The following is a 16,116-nucleotide window of genomic DNA, read 5'->3' as shown; positions in this document are numbered from 1 at the left end:
AGCTCCACTGGATTCACCCTCCCGGGATTATAGGTGATGCTGCCTCTCGAGCGAGACCGCATATTGAAACGTCAATCTTAGCGATTCGGTCGCCATATGCAAGCAGCGCGTCAGATCTTCCGCTTGAAGCTGAATGTTCTCCAGTTGGATCTCCGCTCCGTACATGCGCTGGCTTTGGATCAAATCATCCTGCATTTCGGAATTCATATAGTGAATCTCGACGTTTCTTCGTTTGCGGAGGCGATTCGTGGAATCCTTGTAGTGCTCCTTGATGTCGTTAAGACGCCAGGTCAGGTTCGGGTGCGCATTGCGCTCCCTCATATTCCGAAGGACCGTGAAATAGGAGAAATGAGGCTTAATTCTCTCCGTTCGCATGCCGAGCAGCTCGTTCAGGAACGTGCCCAGCTTATCGAGTAAGGAAAATACGCGGATGAAGCTGTTTTTGTCGAAATACACGTAACGATCGTAATCCAGGCGTTCCTCGGGGCTCATGTCCGAGGCCGAGCCCGACTTGATCCTTTCCTTGAAACGAATGGCGGCGTAGTGGCTCTGCTCGAGCTCGATCAGGGACGAGCGCAGGCCTTTGGTCCACACCTCGTATTTGCGCAGCTTGTTGTCCGGGTCTTGCCCGCCGCGGATCCGTCTCGACAGCGCTGATACGAATTGATCCATATACGAGCAGGTTTCAGCGAACGCGCCGTCCGGCATCCTCTCTTCTTCTCCGAACATGAAATGAAGCATGGTCATGCCGCCTTTCCGCTTTCGGCCGTTACAGCCGGATAGATTGCACCTCGCAACACGCGCGGCTTATGGCCTTGCGCGTCCTTCCCTGAGCCTCCATGAACGAATGACTATATCGAGGAGTAGTCCAAATAAGGCTACAATAATTAAGTTATGCAGCAAGCTCGTAAATATAAAAACATCTTCATTGCCGACGGTAACCGTCAGATAGGCTCCGCTCAGCACCTGTGCCACGACGAGCACAAGCACCCACCATGCCGGCTTCGTAAGGCCCGCTCCGCCAGGGCTTACCCTTCTAATATGCACATACAGACCCGCGATCGCGATGCCGAGAATGAGCGCGGCTACCCGGTGGATGAATACCGCGGCCGTGGCTCCTTCCATCTCGGGAATGACTTGTCCGTTGCATAACGGCCAGCCCTCGCAGCCTCCCGCCGAATCCGTGTGGCGGATGAACGCGCCCAAATAAATGACGACATAGCAGTAGATGGCCGTAGCAAGCGCCCTTGGATATATGCTGCTTGGCACAAGGAACGTCTCCTGCCGCTCGCTGCGCGCGCGGTACGTCCAGATGACCAGAAGCATCGTCGCGGCGAAAGCGATGATCGAGATCCCGAAGTGAATCGCCATGACGGGAGGCGACTGATACCATTTGACCGCAGCAGCGCCCATCAGCGCTTGAATGATCGTGAACGATAAGGCCGCCGTCGAATAATAATAAGGCTCCTTGAAGCGTTTGGCATCCTGCTTGTACTTCCGGTAAATCGCGATGTGCACTCCAAGAACGAGAAGACCTTCCAGCGCGCTCACGACCCGATGCGATAATTCAATCGCCGTTTCGAACGTGTACGCGGGTATGAATTTGCCGTGACACAGCGGCCAATCATCTCCGCAGCCACGGCCGGATTCGGTATTCGTAACAAGCGCTCCGGCTAACAGTACGAGAAGCATTCCGATGCACGATGCGATAGCAAACGCGCGAAAACGGCCGGTTACCATTAGAAATCACCTATTTTCCGTAAGTTATGACCCTTTCAATTATAGCGATTAAAGCCCTTAAAAGCCATGTTGAAAATGTGACGATATGCGTCCGAATTGGTTACATTTCCGGCAAAAAAGGAAAGCCCGCACGCGGGAAGGCGTTTGAACGCCGATCCGCATACGGACTGCATAAGTTATGATAAAAATGGAATGCCGAGCGTTTATGCCAATGCGTCGCTGACCGCGATCGCTTTGTCGACGAACGATTCGATTTCCTCGCGCGATTTGCGCAGCTTGCTCACGAAGCGGATGAGCTCCTTGCCCCCTCGAAAGGCGATGAAGCTCGGTATGCCGAGAATGTTAAGCTCGGAGCACAGATCCGGCAGCTCGTCGCGGTCGATCTCGAAAAATCGGGCGCGGCCTTCGTAATGCTTGATCAGCTCGGGCATGAACGGGTCGATGAAATGGCAGTCCTTGCACCAAGTCGTCTTGAATACGACGATCGCAAGCTCTTCGCCGGCTATCGCTTCGCGGTAAGCGGCGTCCGTTGTTAATTTCTCCATGATGCTTCTCACCTTCCTTATGTTTAGAGTTCCCGTTCGATCGTAAGTATATTGCTGCCTTCGTAAAACGGTTCCCATTCGATCTCCGCTCCGAGCGCTTCGGCCAGCTTCCGGGCCGGCACGTACGTCGTCCAGTCGATGACCATGGTCGGCAGCGGCCATACTTCCGCCTTCCCGTTCACGATGACCTGCTCGCTTCCCGGCGTGAATACGATCGTCGTATCGGTCATCGGATCCGAGACGGTTACGCGTCTAGACTCTTCGTCGAATTTAATCTCCGCGCCCAGAGCCTCCGCCACGTCTCTCACGGGAACGATTGTGATATAGCCCGGCATCAGAATCGGCGGGTTGATGTAATCATCCGTAAATCCGTAGTAGCTTTGACGATTCAAGTGGAACGTATCCTTCAGAAGCGCGTGCAGATCGGAATCCTGGTCAATCAGCTCCAGGAATTGATAGCCATGCTCGATTTCCTCAAGCTGTACGGCGTTGTCCGCCTTCGCCGGCTTTTCCGCCGCGACCGTACCGTTCACGTTCCATTGTTCGGTTCCAGCGCGAAGCGTAAATCCGGTAATCGGGAGAAGCATCTCTTCCTCGAAGCCTTCCCCGGCCGTATACGACAATTCGAAATCCTGCTTGCGAATAGCAAGCTTACCATCCACGTAGGTGTCGACGTTCAATTGCAGCTCGTCTCCGAGCAGCAGCTCAAGCGACTCCCGATCCTCGGTGCCGATATACTCCAGCTCCTCCTGGATATACGCCAATTCTTCGGCAATAACGTCCACGGCATCCGCCGCGACGTCGTCCAGCGTCGGCGCGTCGAGTACTCCCTTCTGAACCGGGTTAACCTCTCCTAATAGCTCCCATAAACCGGGATTCGCCTCGAGCATGTCGAAGACGCCATTGACCATCGCTTCCAAGCCTTCGCGGTCGGAGACCAGCGCCTCGACATATCGATTGATCCAGTCCCACAGCTCGTCCCCGTCCATCGTGAACGACACGCGCATCAGCTGCGTATCTGCGCCCCCGATCGGCAAATTCACTGGCGTTACGTTTAAGCTTTGCGGATTCGGGAGGTTGCCGATCCCATAGTTTCCGACGATATCAATGAGATCGAATCCGAGCTGCGTCAACGTCTCGTCGTCGATGGAAGGCTCTTCTTCAATGTCGTACTCCTCGAACAGCTCCGTTCCCGTAACATCGAACACGAACGGCGCCTTCGCGTCTTCCAGCTCGATGACAAGCGTCTCTTCATCCATCTGAACGCCGAAGTCAACGGAGATGTCTTGGTCCTGTCCTAGTACAAGGCTGCCTTCCAAGGACATGCTCGTTTCATCCTGCAGCTTCGCTTGATGCAGCTCCAGCTTCATGCGGGAGAACAGCTGAAGCATCTCGATTTCCTCTTCTTCGTAATCCTCGAACGTTTCCTCGTTCAGGTGAAGCTCCAGCTCATAGCTTCCCTTGCTTTCGCTCGACGTCACCATCAGCGAGTTTTTGATCGTTTGGTTCAGATCGACTCCGCCGTACGATTGACAGCCTGCCGCAATCGCCAAAATCAGCGTCAGCAGAAGCAATCCAAGCGCTCTAGCCTTCCCATTCCTTTTCATTCGTCCATTCTCTCCTTCGCCAATTACGCATATCGTAGATTCATAGGTTGATAGATTCATCTATTGTACTAAAGTTCGCACTCCGTTGTAAATGAATGGGATTCCAATAGCGGCAATAAAAAAGGTTATCCTCCAGCCGTTAGGCGAAAGGATAACCGTATTGTTCATGCTGCCAGCTAAGCGGTGGCAGCGCCGCGCTGAAAAATGCGCAAAAGCTTGTTCATAGGACCTCGAAGAGCTCTCGGGAACGAGGCTACATCCTCCGGCGTAATGACTCGAAGAGCCAGCAGCAGCACCGCGTAAATGCCGCCTACGACGATGGTTGCAACGGCCGCCGCCGCGAGGAACGATAGCTTATCGGCCCAGCCGTCCGTAACGGCCAGCAAACCGACCTCCGCTCCCCAGCCCGCAAGCGCGGCAAGGGCAACGGCCAGCAAATACGGAAACCAACGTTTACCGAGCACGAACAGCTTCACTTCTTTATTGATCTTGGCGAGATTCAGCAGCGTGACGATTCCGAAGCAAACGGTCGACGCCAGGATCAAGCCATACACCCCTAAGAACGGCGCAAATGCGACGCTGAACACGACTTTAAGCACTAGGCCGATAATCGTATGCCTCATCGACAGCCGCTGCTTGCCCATGCCGTACAGGATGGAGTTCGACGTCATCATCGTAATCTGCAGAATCGTCGCCGCGGACATCGCCGCCACCGCCCCGCTGCCGCTTGGGCTTGCAAAGATAAGCCCGGTGATGGAATAAGACGCCACCGTCAGCAGCAGCGCGAACGGCACGCCCGTGAAGCAGACGATCCGCATGACCGTCGACGACTGGCGCTGCACCTCGTTCATCCGCTTAAGCGAATAGGCGGAGGAGATAACCGGGATAATCGACGAGCTGAGCGCGATGGCCAGTATCGGCGGAATGCCGGCAAGCGACACAGCCTTGATGCCGTAATCCGCCAGCTCCAGAGTCGCTTCGGCTTCCGTGTAGAACCGTTCCGTCAATCTCATAAAAAACGTGACGTCGAACAAGTTAATGAAATTGATCGCTACGGAGGTAATTAGTGCCGGGATAGACATGCTCAATATTTCTTTGTAGATCGTACGGTAGCGCAGCGTGCTTGCCGGCATTCTCGAAGGAGCCGGTCTCGACGGCATGAACGCGGCCGAAGCCTCGGCGTTATACGTTCTTCTTGACCCGGCGTCCTGTCTTTTCAGCTTGCGTCCGAACCGAAGCATAACGGTGAATGCCGCGATGCCGCCGAACACGCTTCCGAACGTAATGGCCGCCGCGGCCCATCGGTCGCCCCAGCCGAGCACAAGAACGATCCAGCCCAGCAGGAGACCCAGAATGACGCGGACGAACTGCTCAATAATCTGCGATGTTCCGCCGGCGGACATCATCTGCCGCCCTTGGAAGTAGCCCCGCATCATGGCGATGATCGGGAAGAACAAGAGAGCCGGCGCGATCGCCCGCACCGCCAGATCGATGCCGGGCTTCTTCGCGATCGTCGCGAAAACGGGCGCGAGCACGAACAACGAGACGGCCAGCACAAGGCCGGCCACCGCGCCGAACAGCAAGCCTGCACGGTATATGCGCTGGGCTTCATCCGGTCTGCCGAGGGCGTACCGCTCCGAGACCATCTTGCTGATCGCGCTCGGGAAGCCCGCCGTGGCGATCATGAGCACGATCATATAGACCATATTGGCGGCGGAGAAGGCGATATTGCCCTCGTCCCCGAGCATGTAATCAAGCGGAATGCGCTGGAAGAGACCGAGGAACCGGGCGACCAGCGCGGCGGCAGCTAGAATTAGCGTTCCTTTGATGAGTGAATCTTTCTTAAGCGTGGCCACTGCGCCATCCCCTTACGATTTGTTCGCGATCGGTTCAAGCGGCTGGTGGTTGCCGCGGACGGGAGCCGCCGCGCCGGATGGAGCCGCCCAGCGGACGCCGTTCTGAATCACCTGCAGAATTTGCGGATTATAGTAGGTCGGATATGTCTCATGACCCGGGCGGAAGTAGAAAATCTTGCCTTGGCCGCGGCTCCACGTGCAGCCGCTGCGGAATACTTCGCCGCCCTCGAACCAGCTGACGAAGATCAGTTCGTCCGGAGTCGGAACATCGAAATGCTCGCCGTACATTTCTTCGCGGTCCAGCGTGATGTATTCCGGCAAGCCCGACGCGATCGGATGCGCGGGGTTCACGACCCACAGGCGCTCCTTTTCGTTCGCTTCGCGCCATTTCAGGTCGCAGCTTGTGCCCATAAGCCTTTTGAATATTTTCGAGAAATGTCCGGAGTGAAGCACGACGAGCCCCATGCCCGCCCATACGCGCTGCGCCACGCGTTCCACGATGGCGTCGTCCACTTGGTCATGGCCCATATGGCCCCACCAGATCAGTACGTCCGTATTGTTCAAGCGCTCCTCGGTCAATCCGTGCTCCGGCTCCTCCAGCGTTGCCGTCGCAACCTCGATGTCGCCGGCCGCAATGCCTTTGGCGAGGGCGTTATGTATGCCGTCGGGATAGACTTCCTTCACTTCTTCATGCTGCTTCTCGTGCAAAAACTCGTTCCATACCGTTACTTTAACCATCTGCGTACAACCGCCTTTACCTTAAATAGTGTCTACCTTAGAATACTAGCCAGAGCACGAACAATGCAATCATCACGCTCTGAAGGATGATTTTCACGACGACGCTGGTGAATAACCCGACAAGCGAGCCCCAGCCGACCTTAACGGATTTCTCGAAATTCGAGCCCGCCATCATCTCGCCGATGACGGCTCCCGCGAACGGACCGATAATGAGACCGAACGCCGGTATAACGAACGGACCGAAGATAAGTCCGATCGTGCTGCCGATCACCGACGCCCTCGACCCGCCGAAGCGTTTGACCCCCCAGGCGCTCACCGCGTAATCCGCGATGAAGAGGACGATGAATATTAACGTTTGCAAAATCCAGAAGATAATGCCAAGCTCGTCGAATGAAAAGAAGAAGCCGTAAACGAAAAACGCCGCGTAAATCGCGACCGATCCCGGCAGTATCGGGTAAATCGTGCCCGCCATTCCGACCACGAACAGCAGAATGACTAATGACCAACCTAATATATCCATTGTAATCGCTCCTTTTCAGGCTTCGAATGGCCGCCCCCGGCCCATTACGCGGACTACAGCACGTAACGCTTGATCAATTCCGCCACCCCGTGCTCGTCATTGGTCAGCGTTACGACATCCGCCGCTTCCTTCACGGCCTCCTGCGCGTTGCCCATAGCCACGCCGAGCCCCGCTTCCCGGATCGCCGCAATGTCGTTCAGGCTGTCTCCGGCCGCCACGACCTCGGACATCCCGATGCCCATCCAGTCGCAGAGATCCCGAAGCGCGCTCGCTTTGGACACGCCTTGCGGATTAAGCTCGATATTATTAGGGGACGAGTTGCTGATTTCCAGCGCTCCCCAGCTCTGCACTTCGGCCAAAATCAGCTCGCGCGCGCGGTCGTCTTCCGTATAGTAGCCGAACTTCAGCCAATGATGGGAGTCATAGCTCTCTCCGGCTCCGAACCAGCGTTCCTTGTTGTAAATCGCAAGAGTCGTATAAGCCCAGAACCAAACCTCGGGGTAGGACTTTGCCAGCTTGTGCAGCCGCTCCACGTAGATCGGGCTGAGCTCCGTACGCTTATGCAGCACGTGCGGCTTCGTCCAAATTTCCCCGCCGTTCACCGTTATCATGGGCGAATCCAGCTTCAGCTGCTCCGCGTACGGCAGCGCGCTGACGAAGCCTCTTCCGGTCGAAAAGCTGACCGTAACGCCCGCTTCCCGCGCCCGCCTGATCCATTCCGCGTTTTCTTCGCTTATTTCGCTCCGCTCGTTAAGCAGCGTCCCGTCCATATCGAGCGCCAGCAATTTGTATTTCGGCATGATGTTCATCTCCTTTATCTCTGTCGCCGTTCCAAACGCACAACTTATTTTAACACATTATGGTCCGGAAACCATACGACTCGGTTGCGTGCTTGCCTTGATCTGCTGGGGCGTACCTGCACTCGGTAGTACGTGCTCAAAGCAAAAACCGTTTCTCGTACCGAGAAATGGTTTTATAACACAAAGCAAAACCGTTTCTCGAACCGAGAAATGGTTTTATAACACAAAGCAAAACCGTTTCTCGAACCGAGAAATGGTTTTATAACACAAAGCAAAACCGTTTCTCGTACCGAGAAACGGCTTTGCTTGCCTCTTATTTAACCATTCGCGGCGGCCGCGAGCGAGCGCTGCCGAAGCTTGCGGCTCACGAGCCCGTGCTTCGGAGAGAACAAGAACGCAATAATGAACAATACGCCAGCCGCGCATACCATGCATCCGGCTATCGAAGCGTCCAGCCAGACGGACGCGCCATATCCAAGGAAGGTGCTTGCTATGCCGACCGCGACGCTCAGGACGATCATCATCCCGAGCCGGTCCGTTAGCAGATAAGCCGTCGATGCGGGTACGATCAGCATGCCGACCACGAGGATGGCGCCTACGCTCTCGAAGGAGCTGACGGTGGCCATGGACACCAGTCCCATGAGCAAATAGTGGAAGAAAGCGACCGGGATGCCGATCGCCGCGGCTAGAGCCGGATCGAACGAGCATAGCTTAAATTGCTTGTAGAGCAAGCCGATGACGGCGACGATGACGAACAGCGTGAAGCCTAGGAGCCACACCGCCTTCGGCCCCATGCTGACGCCGCCTATCTCCCATAGGTTCCAATGCACAAAGGCGATCTCTCCGTATAGAATCGCGTCTTGGTCCAGATGCACCTGACGGGCGAACAAGCTGACCAGAATGACGCCAATCGCGAACAACGCGGTGAAAACAACGCCGATCGAGGCATCCGATTGAATGCCCCCCCGCTCGAACATCCCGATCAGAAACGTGGTGAAAACGCCGAATACGAGAGCGGCGAACATCATAAGCAGGGAATCTCTCGAGCCGCTCATGAGGAAAGCGATGACGATGCCCGGCATGACGGAATGGCTGATCGCGTCCCCGATCATCGCCATCTTGCGCAGCACGAGGAACACGCCTACGATTCCGCAGCAAGCCGCGACGAGCGAGCCGGTTAACAAAATCCAGAAGTCGCTCATAACGCGGTCTCTCCCTTCATCGGCTCCGCGCGAAGCTCCTTCTCGAGCAGGAAGCTCTTCTTCACGCGTAGTCTGACTAACCGCTTGGCGATCAACCCCCGCTGAGGTCCGAACAGCACCGAGACGAAGAAGAACAACGTCGCGGCCAGCACGGTTACGGGTCCCGTCGGCAAATTCGTCACGGACGAGCTGACCCATGTGCCTAGCGCGCCGCTCAGCGCTCCGAACAGGCCGGATAAGGCGACCATGACGCCGAGCCGATTCGTCCAATATCTGGCCGATACAGCCGGCGTAATGAGAAGCGCCGCGATCAGCACGACGCCGACCGCCTGAATGCCGACAACGACGGCGACCACGATCAGCAGCATAAGAAGCTGCTCGAGGAGCGCGACGGGATAACCGATTCCTTTGGCAAAACCGGGGTCGAAGGAGATCAGCTTAAATTGTTTGAAGAACAGCGTGCAAATCGTGACGAGCGATAAACAGATGACCGACATGGTTACGACATCCGAGCCGACCATCGCGGCCGCCTGCCCGAACAGAAATTTATCAAGGCCCGATTGATTGCCATAGTCGCCATGCTGGATGAACGTAAGAAGTACGATGCCGAGTCCAAAAAAAACGCTGAGCACTATGCCAAGCGCCGCATCCTGCTTGAGCCTGGAATGCCTTGTAATATAGCCGATCCCGAACGTCGCGATAACGCCCGCGATGCCCGCTCCAATCAGAAATATGCCGATCGATTTGACGCCCGTCAGCATAAAGGCGATGCATATGCCGGGCAAAGCCGCGTGAGCCAGCGTATCGCCGACCAGACTCTGCTTGCGTAAATACGAGAAGCTTCCGATTACGCCGCTGCTAAGACCGAGCAGCAGGCAGCCGAAGAAGATCCACTGCATGTTGGGATCGGCGAGCATGGCCATAAAGTTCAACATGTCCGATCACCTCTATCGCAGCTTTGGCCGCTTCCCCCTTGGATCAGGCTATGATCCAGAAACGCCAGCCGCCCGCCGTACGTGCGCTGCAGCTTCTCCTGCGTGAACGTCTCGGCCGTAGGACCGTACGCCTGAAGCTCTACATTCAATAGAAGCACCGAATCAAAATACTGCTGCACCGTCGCCAAATCATGATGAACGACGATTACGGTCTTGCCTTGCTTCTTCAGCTCTTGCAGCAGCGTAATAATCGCCTTCTCCGTGGCGGCGTCGACGCCGGCGAACGGTTCATCCATGAAGTACAGCTTCGCGTTCTGAGCGAGCGCCCTCGCTAGAAATACGCGTTGCTGTTGGCCGCCGGACAGCTGGCTGATCTGCCGGTCGGCGAAATCCGCCATGCCGACCTTCTCCAGACATTCGAGCGCCTGCGCCTTCTCCTTGGCTCCCGGACGGCCGAACCAGCCGAGCCTGCCGTAGGTGCCCATTAACACAACGTCCAGGGCGTTCGTTGGGAAATCCCAATCGACGGATTCCCGCTGCGGCACGTAGCCGATCAGCTTGCGCTGAGCCTTGACCGGCCTGCCGTATACGAGAACTTCTCCGCCAATCGATGGAATTAAGCCGAGCGCCGCTTTCATCATCGTCGATTTGCCCGCGCCGTTCGGTCCGATGACCCCAATTAATTCGCCTTCATTCACATCGAACGTTACGCCTTTCAGTACGGGCTTCTTCTGATACGCGACGCTGAGGCCGCTCACCGAGAGCGGAGCAGGACCTTGTTCCTGCCGAAGATGCTTTGCCGCTTCGCTCATGACGTTCACATCCTTTCGCGTTTGATCCCGACGATCGTTATTTGAGCGCGCTCACGATCGTGTCTACGTTATGTCTCACCATGCCGAGATAAGTGCCTTCCTCCGTTCCTTCATCGCCCATGGCATCGGAGAACAGCTCCCCGCCGATCCTCACTTCATGTCCCAGCTTCTTGGCGCCTTCAATGACGGATTCAATCGACTTCGTGGACACGCTGGATTCGACGAATACGGCTTTGATCCCGTTCTCGACAAGGAAATCGCGCAGCTCGCTAACATCCTTCGAGCCGTATTCCGACATCGTATTCATCCCTTGCAATCCTGTGACCTGCAAGCCATACGCTTTGCCGAAATAACCGAACGCGTCATGCGCCGTTACGAGAATCCGGCTCTTCTCGGGAATGGACGCGATCTGCTCGCGCGCGTATCCGTCCAGCTCCTCCATCTTGGCCAAATACGCTTCCGCATTCGCCTTGTATTGCTCCGCATGGTCCGGATCCTTCTCGGCAAGCGTATCACGAACGACTTCCACGGCCGACATCCACAGCTTCACGTCGAACCAAATATGCGGATCGTGCACCGCGCCTCCGGTCGCTGCCGGATCCGTCATCAATTGCGATTCCTCCAACTTCGAGGAGATCGCGACGACGGGCTTGCTCTTCTCCAGCTTCTCGAATATTTCCCCCATCTTCCCTTCCAGATGAAGACCGTTGTAGAAAATGATATCCGCGTCATCCAGCTTCTCGACATCTCCTTGCGAAGCTTTATACAAATGCGGGTCGATACCGGGCCCCATCAGCCCGGTAACGTCGACATGCTCGCCGCCTACCTGCATCGCGATGTCCGCGATCATGCCCGTCGTGGCGGTAACGCGCAGCTTGCCGTCCCCCGGTGTCTCCGCGGCATTGCCGCAAGCGGCCAACGCAACCGCGGTTACGGCCAAAAATAAAATCGTCATCCAAAATCTCTTTAACGCGGAATGACTCCGTTTTCCTTTGCCCATCATTTATGCCTCCCCATCTTATCCGGTTCTCAACTTTTCTCGTAACAGCTTGCCGTTCATTTTAATAGATTTTGCCCTAGTCAACCTTATTTAGACCAGCGCCTCTTTTTTAATAATACACAAAAATGTTTCTCTCGTGCAACATTTATTTTCGGCTCCGCCGCTGCCCATTAAATCGCAATAAAAAAACTGTCCTTGACGGTTAGTCAAGGACAGTTCGTGGTCAAGCATGGCTTATTGCTCCGTTGTTTCCGTCTGCTCGTTGGTTGTCACCGCAGCCGCGTCATCTGCGCCGGCAGCGCCATTCGCACCTGATGCCGTCTGCGTCTGAGCGGCTTTGAGCGCCGTGTTCGGCGTGCCGGTCAGACCGATCTCCGCATCGTACGCGTCGAAGATTTGCCTTGCGATCGGCGCGGCGCCGAAGCTGCCGAAGCCGCCATCCGGCACGACGACCGCGACGGCCAGCTTCGGTTTGTCCGCGGGCGCGTACGCGATAAATACCGCGTTGTTAGCAATTTCCCCACCAGCGACCGCCTGTTCTGAGGTACCCGTCTTCCGGTTGTAGCTGTGCTGGAAACCCTCGAAGCCCTGCACCTTAACTTGAGACATGCCGGCCTCGATCTCTTCCCAATACTGTTCCGGCATATCGACCGTATTAAGCACCTCCGGTGTAAAGCCTTGAATCACATTGCCTTCGGTGTCCTTTATTTCGTTCACGAATTGCGGCTTCATCCGTTGGCCATGGTTAGCAAGCATCGACACGTATTGCGCGAGTTGCAGCGTTGTATATCGGCCTTGTTGGCCAAACGACGAGAAGACTAGCGCGGATTGCGTGCTCGCGCTTTTAGCTTCGTGGAAATAGTCGATAACGCCCAAAGATTCTCCAGGCAGTCCGCTTTCGGTCGAGACTCCAAGTCCGAACATCTTCATATAGCTGTCCCAGATCTCGACGGCGGACTTGCCGTCTACCGTTCCGCGAGCGGCAAGCTTATTACCGACCATTGCAGCCATGAACGGGTTGGAGGAGTTGGCGATCGCCGCCGCGCCGTCGATGCTGCCGAAAACTTTGCCTTCCGAGTTGCCGATTCTCCTCTGGTGTCCTTCTGCACCGAAGTAGAAGGCGCCCGTGTCATTATATCGAGTTGTTGTCGAAAACAGCTTTTCGTTAAGGCCTATCAACACGGTCAACGGCTTCACCGTCGAACCAAGCGGAACTATGGAAGATGGATGCTTACCGCGCTCTTCATCGGTATAAGGTCCATACACCGTTCGAATCGTTCCGTTTGGCAGTACATATCCAAAGTTCTCATAGTCTTTGGTGCTAATGCTGCCTCCAGCCCAAATGTTCGGATCGTAATCCGGCATACTGGCCATGGCAACTACTTTACCGGTATCGACTTCCATTGCAACCGCAAAGCCTGTCTGCGCATAAGGCGCGTACTCATACCGGTTCTTCGATGTGCGGATTTTCTCGAGATGCGTCATGATCGCTTCTTCCGTCTTCAGCTGTACGTCCTTATTGATCGTAAGGTATAAGTTCGCGCCTTTCTCCGGATTCGTGATGCGCACCGGGCCGATAATATGCTCCTTGCTGTTGACCGGATACGATTTCAGGCCGTTTTTGCCGCGGAGGACATCCTGATACATGAACTCGAGTCCGTCGAGTCCGACCTCTTCTTCCTCCAAGTACTGAAGCGTCGGATCCGTCTCCTCCAGCTTCGTCTTGTAGAAATCGTTAGTCGTACGGACGCCTTTGTACTTCTTCAGATAGCCGACGAGCTGTACCGCGATCGAGCTCTTGTCGTAGTTGCGGACGCTCTCCTCCATGATGTCGATGCCCGTGAACTCTGATTTGTTCTCCATGAAATAAGCGATTTCCGCGTTCGTCAGCCCCGACTTGATCCGTCTCGGTACGGACAATACGTTACGCGAAAACTCAAGGTCCATCTGGAATAAAATATCGTCTACGGTCATCGCGTTTTCCGGGTCGCCGTACTTCTCGAAAATTTTCGCCAGCTTCTCGGCCGTCTCCCTGGCTGCCGCGTCATACTTCTTCGCTTTGGTGGACGGCTGAATATTGTAATACAGCGACTGGGTTGACGTCGAATACGCGATCGGATACCCGTTCGAGTCGTAGATATTGCCGCGAATCGGCGGAATCTGATTGCTTCGCGTGCTGATGTCGACGCCTTTGGCGTTGAGCGTCGGGCCTTCAACGAACTGCAGCACCGCCAGCCGCACGATCAGCAGGCTGAATAACGCAAAGGTAATAAAGAAAAAAAAGTTCAGACGGAACGAGAAGTTCCGCCGGTTGTCGATCTCCCGCTTCTGCGGATCGTCCTGCATGTGTTTCACTCCCATTCATGCAGGCGGGAATGCCTGCAAGCTAACCGTTTTGTTTCGCTTGATCGATGAAGGTTTGGATAACGCCGTCGAGCTCAAGCGTAATATATGGAGCGCCGTACAGAGATACCTGAACCTCGCTCTTGCCGACCTCGCCCTTCAGCTCTATGCTCTCCGACTTCACGATATACGTGCCGTCTTCGTCCACCGTATACTCCGCGTCCTGCGCCTTGCCAAGCATGGCGATCGCTTCCTGCTTCGCTCCGTCCATCACCTTCGAGCCGATCTCCTTGACGTCGTCCAGCGTATAGCCGCTGTAGAAGATCAAGCCGATGACGACGGCGGCAACGATCGCCCATTTCACGACCGTCTTCACGATTCGGATGACGAGAAGCAGCACGATCAGCGCAACGACGAGCACAAGCCAATTATCCTTCAGAAATGTAGTCCAAGTCTCCGTGTCATACGACGAAAAATCCAAAAAATCCACCTTCGAACCCCTCCATTATATCTCGTTCTAAACCCTATTATCAAACATTATAGCCTAGCAAAGATAGGGCGTAAACGCCGCCTTCCATGTAAGGCAGTCATATCCTGTCCAAGCGTCACGTACTAGTAACTATCAAGGTAAGAACCAAGGAGGATCGCCCGTGAAAACCGCCATCTGGCTGTATTTGTTTCTGTTCGTCGCTTTCTTCGACCTGCATGCCCAATATCCGATTCTAACGCCGTTCGCCATCTCGATCGGCGCCGCTCCATCCTTCATCGGACTCATGATGGGCATGTATTCGATCACCCATCTGCCCGGCAATCTGATCGCGGGCTTCGGCGTCGACAGGTACGGCAGCCGGCTGTTCATCGTCTTCAGCCTGATGGCCGCCGGCATTGTCCTTCTGTTCCAATCGCAAGTGACCGATCCGTGGCAGCTGCTGCTGCTGCGCTCCATCAGCGGCTTCGTGCTCGCGTTCTTGTCTCCGGCGTGCCTCGCTTTGCTTGCGCGGCTCACGGATGATATTACGGAGCAAGGCAAGCTCATGGCCGGCAACGGCCTCGTCCATACGCTGGCCTCGGTTGTTTCCCCGGCGGCCGGCGCTTATCTCGTGGCGAAGATTGGCTTCTCTGTCGCTTTCACGCTTCTCGGATGGGTGCTTGTCATCACGGCGATCTGCGCTTTGCTGTTCATTAAGGACATTAACCGCAAGCTGGATCAGCATCCAGCCAATCAGACCGCAGCCGGCCCCGCGAAGAAGCTTAAAGAGAAGAAGCCTGCCGCGCAGCCTCTTCCTTGGCTGGTCTTCCTGCTGCCGGTCGGCTTCAGCTGCGCGCAGGGCATTCTCTCCTTCGAGCTTCCGCTCCTGGCGAAGTCGCAGGAGTCGATGATGACAACCGGCTTGTTGTTCTCCGTCATTAGCATCGGCGCGCTTATCACGCTCAGCATGTTCTTCCTGAACCGGTATCCCGCATTTTACCGGACGCTGCTCGGCTCCGTCTGCCTCGGGCTTCTCTACTTCGGCATGGCGGCGGGGGTCCCCTTGCCGCTTCCCGTACTGCTGCTCGGCATCGGAATGATGAAGGGCATCATTCTGCCCGCGCTTTCGACGCTGCTCATCGAGCTGAGCGGCGGCGCCAAGTACGGGCGTACTTTCTCCGTGCTTTCGATCGCCTTTTCGGTCGGGGCTTTCCTGGGCCCGATGCTTGCCGGTCAGCTCCGGGATTACATATCGCCGTATTTCATCGCATTCCTCGGGTTAATGCTGGCGGCGGCGTTCCTTCCCTTCTTCAAGCTTCGCCCGATCGCGCCGAATACGCCAAACACCCATTTTTCGTAGAACTGGGTGAACGCACAAGGCATTCGTCTCCTCCGCTCATAGGATGAACTATGTCAAGTGACCCACCGCGAACGCGGGACCGTCAGACGGTCGACTTGACTCTCAAGAATCAGGAGAGAGGTGACCATAGATGACTGGCGTAAACTCCGCTTTTGACAAAGGCTGCGGCCATCACAACAACAACGTAGT

Annotated in this window: 15 protein-coding genes; 1 reads left to right on the top strand and 14 read right to left on the bottom strand. The window is 55.6% G+C overall.

Annotated elements, in window-relative coordinates; genetic code table 11:
- Positions 1–27: 27 nt before the first annotated feature.
- The 14 genes from NQZ67_RS20140 to NQZ67_RS20075 form a co-directional block, all read right to left on the bottom strand.
- Complete coding sequence (locus NQZ67_RS20140) at positions 28–741, bottom strand: Cthe_2314 family HEPN domain-containing protein (protein ID WP_257449395.1); 714 nt, start codon at positions 739–741, stop codon at positions 28–30.
- Positions 742–807: 66 nt separating this feature from the next.
- Complete coding sequence (locus tag NQZ67_RS20135; RefSeq protein WP_257449393.1) at positions 808–1,740, bottom strand: COX15/CtaA family protein; 933 nt, start codon at positions 1,738–1,740, stop codon at positions 808–810.
- Positions 1,741–1,943: 203 nt separating this feature from the next.
- Positions 1,944–2,285 (bottom strand): thioredoxin family protein, encoded by a 342-nt coding sequence (locus tag NQZ67_RS20130; protein WP_257449391.1) that lies wholly within the window; start codon positions 2,283–2,285, stop codon positions 1,944–1,946.
- Between the two features lie 23 nt (positions 2,286–2,308).
- Complete coding sequence (locus NQZ67_RS20125) at positions 2,309–3,892, bottom strand: copper amine oxidase N-terminal domain-containing protein (protein WP_257449389.1); 1,584 nt, start codon at positions 3,890–3,892, stop codon at positions 2,309–2,311.
- A 176-nt stretch (positions 3,893–4,068) separates the two neighbouring features.
- A complete protein-coding gene (locus tag NQZ67_RS20120; protein WP_257449387.1) occupies positions 4,069–5,748 on the bottom strand; it encodes a putative polysaccharide biosynthesis protein in 1,680 nt (559 codons plus the stop codon).
- Between the two features lie 12 nt (positions 5,749–5,760).
- Positions 5,761–6,486 carry a ThuA domain-containing protein gene (locus tag NQZ67_RS20115; protein ID WP_257449386.1) on the bottom strand — a complete coding sequence of 242 codons (726 nt, stop codon included), beginning with the start codon at positions 6,484–6,486 and terminating at the stop codon, positions 5,761–5,763.
- 37 nt (positions 6,487–6,523) lie between these two features.
- Positions 6,524–7,006, bottom strand: coding sequence for a DUF456 domain-containing protein (locus NQZ67_RS20110; RefSeq protein ID WP_257449384.1), 483 nt, complete (start codon positions 7,004–7,006; stop codon positions 6,524–6,526).
- Between the two features lie 53 nt (positions 7,007–7,059).
- Positions 7,060–7,806, bottom strand: coding sequence for a Cof-type HAD-IIB family hydrolase (locus NQZ67_RS20105; protein ID WP_257449382.1), 747 nt, complete (start codon positions 7,804–7,806; stop codon positions 7,060–7,062).
- A gap of 317 nt (positions 7,807–8,123) precedes the next feature.
- Positions 8,124–9,008 carry a metal ABC transporter permease gene (locus NQZ67_RS20100; protein ID WP_257449380.1) on the bottom strand — a complete coding sequence of 295 codons (885 nt, stop codon included), beginning with the start codon at positions 9,006–9,008 and terminating at the stop codon, positions 8,124–8,126.
- Positions 9,005–9,943, bottom strand: coding sequence for a metal ABC transporter permease (locus NQZ67_RS20095; RefSeq protein ID WP_257449378.1), 939 nt, complete (start codon positions 9,941–9,943; stop codon positions 9,005–9,007). Before NQZ67_RS20095 ends, NQZ67_RS20100 begins: the two co-directional genes overlap by 4 nt.
- A complete protein-coding gene (locus tag NQZ67_RS20090) occupies positions 9,937–10,755 on the bottom strand; it encodes a metal ABC transporter ATP-binding protein (protein ID WP_257449376.1) in 819 nt (272 codons plus the stop codon). Before NQZ67_RS20090 ends, NQZ67_RS20095 begins: the two co-directional genes overlap by 7 nt.
- A 37-nt stretch (positions 10,756–10,792) precedes the next feature.
- Entirely contained in the window at positions 10,793–11,710 is a 918-nt protein-coding gene (locus tag NQZ67_RS20085) for a metal ABC transporter solute-binding protein, Zn/Mn family (RefSeq protein ID WP_257449374.1), read from the bottom strand.
- A gap of 279 nt (positions 11,711–11,989) precedes the next feature.
- On the bottom strand, positions 11,990–14,101 hold the full coding sequence (locus NQZ67_RS20080) for a peptidoglycan D,D-transpeptidase FtsI family protein (protein WP_257449372.1): 2,112 nt from the start codon (positions 14,099–14,101) through the stop codon (positions 11,990–11,992).
- Positions 14,102–14,141: 40 nt separating this feature from the next.
- Entirely contained in the window at positions 14,142–14,588 is a 447-nt protein-coding gene (locus NQZ67_RS20075; RefSeq protein ID WP_257449370.1) for a hypothetical protein, read from the bottom strand.
- A 160-nt stretch (positions 14,589–14,748) separates the two neighbouring features.
- Here NQZ67_RS20075 and NQZ67_RS20070 point away from each other — a divergent pair, with 160 nt between their 5' ends.
- Positions 14,749–15,927 carry an MFS transporter gene (locus NQZ67_RS20070; RefSeq protein WP_257449368.1) on the top strand — a complete coding sequence of 393 codons (1,179 nt, stop codon included), beginning with the start codon at positions 14,749–14,751 and terminating at the stop codon, positions 15,925–15,927.
- Positions 15,928–16,116 lie beyond the last annotated feature (189 nt).

Origin of the sequence: Paenibacillus soyae (assembly GCF_024623455.1) — a bacterium.
Taxonomy (GTDB): Bacteria; Bacillota; Bacilli; order Paenibacillales; family Paenibacillaceae; genus Pristimantibacillus; species Pristimantibacillus soyae.
This window is presented reverse-complemented; position numbering and strand designations above follow the sequence as displayed.

Bases quoted from the DNA above. Each gene is read 5' to 3' on its own strand.
- NQZ67_RS20140 (WP_257449395.1), bottom strand. From the start codon at position 741: ATGCTTCATTTCATGTTCGGAGAAGAAGAGAGGATGCCGGACGGCGCG.
- NQZ67_RS20135 (WP_257449393.1), bottom strand. From the start codon at position 1,740: ATGGTAACCGGCCGTTTTCGCGCGTTTGCTATCGCATCGTGCATCGGA.
- NQZ67_RS20130 (WP_257449391.1), bottom strand. From the start codon at position 2,285: ATGGAGAAATTAACAACGGACGCCGCTTACCGCGAAGCGATAGCCGGC.
- NQZ67_RS20125 (WP_257449389.1), bottom strand. From the start codon at position 3,892: ATGAAAAGGAATGGGAAGGCTAGAGCGCTTGGATTGCTTCTGCTGACG.
- NQZ67_RS20115 (WP_257449386.1), bottom strand. From the start codon at position 6,486: ATGGTTAAAGTAACGGTATGGAACGAGTTTTTGCACGAGAAGCAGCAT.
- NQZ67_RS20110 (WP_257449384.1), bottom strand. From the start codon at position 7,006: ATGGATATATTAGGTTGGTCATTAGTCATTCTGCTGTTCGTGGTCGGA.
- NQZ67_RS20105 (WP_257449382.1), bottom strand. From the start codon at position 7,806: ATGCCGAAATACAAATTGCTGGCGCTCGATATGGACGGGACGCTGCTT.
- NQZ67_RS20100 (WP_257449380.1), bottom strand. From the start codon at position 9,008: ATGAGCGACTTCTGGATTTTGTTAACCGGCTCGCTCGTCGCGGCTTGC.
- NQZ67_RS20095 (WP_257449378.1), bottom strand. From the start codon at position 9,943: ATGTTGAACTTTATGGCCATGCTCGCCGATCCCAACATGCAGTGGATC.
- NQZ67_RS20090 (WP_257449376.1), bottom strand. From the start codon at position 10,755: ATGAGCGAAGCGGCAAAGCATCTTCGGCAGGAACAAGGTCCTGCTCCG.
- NQZ67_RS20085 (WP_257449374.1), bottom strand. From the start codon at position 11,710: ATGACGATTTTATTTTTGGCCGTAACCGCGGTTGCGTTGGCCGCTTGC.
- NQZ67_RS20080 (WP_257449372.1), bottom strand. From the start codon at position 14,101: ATGCAGGACGATCCGCAGAAGCGGGAGATCGACAACCGGCGGAACTTC.